Annotated in this window: 2 protein-coding genes; both read left to right on the forward strand. The window is 79.5% G+C overall.

Annotated elements, in window-relative coordinates; translation table 11 throughout:
- The first annotated feature begins 90 nt into the window (after positions 1-90).
- Positions 91-759, forward strand: a complete 669-nt coding sequence (locus ABZ914_RS51715; protein WP_347256700.1) for a glycosyltransferase family 2 protein — start codon at positions 91-93, stop codon at positions 757-759.
- On the forward strand, positions 756-1,101 hold a 346-nt coding region (locus ABZ914_RS51720; protein WP_500201862.1), incomplete at its 3' end, for a DUF2064 domain-containing protein. The genes ABZ914_RS51715 and ABZ914_RS51720, both read left to right, overlap by 4 nt.

The following is a 1,101-nucleotide window of genomic DNA, read 5'->3' on the forward strand; positions in this document are numbered from 1 at the left end:
CGCCCGCCGGGGCCGCCGCGGAGCCGGCCCGGCGGCCCGTCACCAGTTCGTAAGGGTCGCGGACCTGTCACCGAAAGTAGCGTCAGAGTCGTGATCGACGTGATTCTCCCGTGCCTCAACGAGGCGGAGGCCCTGCCGTGGGTGCTGTCCCGGATGCCCGCGGGCTTCCGGCCCCTGGTGGTCGACAACGCCTCCACCGACGGATCCGCGCGCGTGGCCGCGGACCACGGCGCCGACGTGGTGCCCGCCGCGGCCCGCGGGTTCGGCGCCGCCTGCCACGCCGGGCTGCTGGCCGCCACCGCCGAGGTGGTGTGCGTCATGGACGCCGACGCGTCCCTGGACCCCGCCGAGCTGCCGCGGCTGACCGACGAGCTCGGCCGGCTCTCCGCCGGCGGGGCGCCGGCGCTGGTGCTGGGGCGGCGCCGCCCCGTCGGGCGCGGCGCGTGGCCGCCGCACGCCCGGCTCGGCAACGCCGTGCTGGCCCGGTCGCTGAACCGGCGCGCCGGCACCCGGCTGCGCGACCTGGGCCCGATGCGCGCCGCGCCGCGCGCCGGGCTGCTCGCGCTGGAGCTGGCGGACCGCCGGTTCGGGTACCCGCTGGAGATGGTGCTGCGCGCCGCCCGCGCGGGCTGGCGGATCGGCGAGCTGGAGGTGGCGTACCTGCCGCGCACCGGGGAGTCGAAGGTGACCGGGACGGTCGGCGGGACGGTCCGCGCCGTCCGCGACATGCGCCGCGTCCTGGCGGAGGTGGCCCCGTGAACGCCCCCGCCGCCCCCGCCGCCTCGGACGCCGCCGGCGCCGATGTCGATCTGATCGTCATCGCCAAGGAGCCGGTGCCGGGCCGGGTCAAGACCCGCCTGACCCCCGCCTACACGCCCGCCGAGGCCGCCGCGCTGGCCACCGCCGCGCTGCGCGACACCCTGGCCGCGGTGGCCGCCGCGCCCGCGCGGCGCCGCGTGCTCGCGCTGTCCGGCACGCCGGGCCCGTGGCTGCCCGGCGGCTTCGAGGTGGTCGCGCAGCGCGGCGGCGGGCTGGACGAGCGGCTCGCGCACGCCTTCGCCGACGCCTACGACGGCCGCCCGCTCGTCCTGATCGGGATGG

This window comes from Spirillospora sp. NPDC046719 (assembly GCF_040645715.1).
In the GTDB taxonomy this organism is placed as follows: domain Bacteria; phylum Actinomycetota; class Actinomycetes; order Streptosporangiales; family Streptosporangiaceae; genus Spirillospora.